Source organism: Pseudoalteromonas sp. SG43-7, from assembly GCF_014164295.1.
GTDB classification, from domain to species: Bacteria; Pseudomonadota; Gammaproteobacteria; order Enterobacterales; family Alteromonadaceae; genus Pseudoalteromonas; species Pseudoalteromonas rhizosphaerae.
Genome location: NZ_JACJEY010000105.1, coordinates 2987 through 5061 on the forward strand (window position 1 = coordinate 2987; position 2075 = coordinate 5061).

The 2075-nt window shown below is 37.3% G+C and carries 3 protein-coding genes; all 3 read right to left on the minus strand.

All coding sequences use genetic code 11. From position 1 onward, the window contains the following. A partial coding sequence (locus tag H5200_RS22675) for a transposase (RefSeq protein ID WP_182762748.1) occupies nucleotides 1-846 on the minus strand: 846 nt, incomplete at its 3' end. Between the two features lie 160 nt (nucleotides 847-1006). After that, nucleotides 1007-1528: a hypothetical protein gene (locus H5200_RS22680; RefSeq protein ID WP_182762750.1), complete on the minus strand. Its 522-nt coding sequence runs from the start codon at nucleotides 1526-1528 to the stop codon at nucleotides 1007-1009. Nucleotides 1529-1746: 218 nt separating this feature from the next. After that, on the minus strand, nucleotides 1747-1848 hold the full coding sequence (locus H5200_RS24515) for a hypothetical protein (protein WP_404936384.1): 102 nt from the start codon (nucleotides 1846-1848) through the stop codon (nucleotides 1747-1749). Nucleotides 1849-2075: the final 227 nt, after the last annotated feature.

Consider the following 2075-nt stretch of genomic DNA (forward strand, 5'->3'; position numbering starts at 1 on the left):
AAAAACATCTGCTAATGCCTGCAAATTTAATCCCGTTAAATCTTGGCATAATTTTATAGCAAACCAGCGTGGTAAATTTTTCTCTTTTCGCCCCTTTTTAACCGTTATAATCTCATCAACTTCAACATTAAAGTGTTTAGCTAAGTAAGCTATAACATCATCTGCTGAGCGTTTTTTACTAACAAGCTTTCTTTCGCTATCTGATTTAGCAATATAGTCTTTTATGTTTTCAATAAAGTCCTCACAACCCAAAACCGACAATAACTTTTTAGCACTATAAAAAGCGCTTATTTCTTTATTGTTTTCATATTCAACAAATTGCTTATAAGCAGCATATTTACGCTTTTTGCCTTGCAGCGAAAATATAAAGCCTCGCACTAGCCATTTAGGCGTCGCTCCCCTTTTAATGAAAGCTGGATAACTAGACCATTTATACTTAGCAAGCTCTTCTACCAACGGTATTTTCGTTTCAATTGGGTTACGATGAATATACCGACTGACATGCAATAAATAGTTATCAGCATCCACCAGCACCGCTTTGTAGCGCCCTCTAAACAGCGCACCATCGGTGTTATGTACTCTATTAAAGTATTGGGTGTAAAGGCCATTAATATGCTTCATGGCTCGGCCTAAATTTGCATCAGGGGTTTTGATTAGCAGGTGGTAATGATTGGTCATTAAACAATATGAATGCACTTCAATATTAAAGCGAATACTTGCTTGCTCAATGCAATGTAAAAAATACTTAAAGTCGTTATCACTTAAAAAGATATTTTCGCGCCCTCTCCCTCGATTCATTACATGATAAAACGCATTTTCATACTCTATTCGCAGCGGCCTAGACATAGTAATTCACTCAATGAATAGTAAACTATAAATCTAGACCTTTGATGTCTGAAGTCAAGATTTGACCCCTTTTATTTTAAGACATTAAGTTCTTTTTAAGGACGTAACTTAAAATGTTGTAATCGTCAGCACTAAACTTCATATAGTTTGCGTATAACGCTCAAAGCAGCTGCGCGGTACGCGTCGGCTGCCTTTGTTTGTTAGCCAACTCTGACTGCACACGGAATTTAGCAAAATATGCGACCATTGGGTGAGGATCGTTTTGTAATTCTTTCGCTTTGGCAACTCCCAATTTTCGATGAAGAACGCCAATTACCCTAAGTAAAGGATGTTTTGCTTTTATGTAATCATATGCAGAGATACTTAATGACTCAAAGCACATTGTTTTAAAGTCATAACTGCTGAACTCACCTACTTCATGAAGATTGTTCTCTGTTCGCTTTGCATCATCTATCTCTGGGTGAGTTAGGCAATCTGTAGGAGTAAGCTCATGAAAATAAGCGCCATGTTCCCAAATTGCATGAACATCTGTCAGGCTAACTTTCTGTTTCCCATCTATAACAACCCAGCTTCTGGCTATTTCGTCCTGGCGTCTGTAAGCGGTAGTAAATACTTCAATTCTGCCGCTGACTGATTCAGCAAAATTTTCTTCAATCCGTTTCTTTAGTTGAGACCATTTCATGATTTTTCTCATAAAGGCTAACGAGCCTGTAGATTAACTCGTTTAAATTTATTTTAATTGATGAATCAACCATAGCCGAGTTCCTATTTTGGTTCAATCAGTTATCGCTAGTTTACTTAAAATAGAAAAAGAGAATGTACGGTTGTTTTAATGGCTGTTTTAGAGGGAATTACAGGTGCTTAAGTCACTATATTTCGGCTTAAAAGGGCTCCTCTTTTTTAATGCAGCCTGTTTTGCAGCTTTTCTATGTTATGAACAAGGCAGTACGGTTTCCATTGCGCATTCACTTTCGTTTGTCCTCTCAAGGTCAGTTTGTTCATGCCTTTATTGACTGTAATATTCCGCTGTTTATTTAAAGGAATGCAGGCTCTATACAGCCTAGTCGTTTGCCATTCCTTCAATAAAAAGCTGCCGTCGCCCCATGTAATGGTCTAATGAAACTGGACAGGTTTATAGCGTAAAATGAGCTAAACCCAAAAGGTATCACTATGACCAGAAAATCAAAAGTAACACTCAGTGCACAACAAAAACTTGAATATGCCAAATT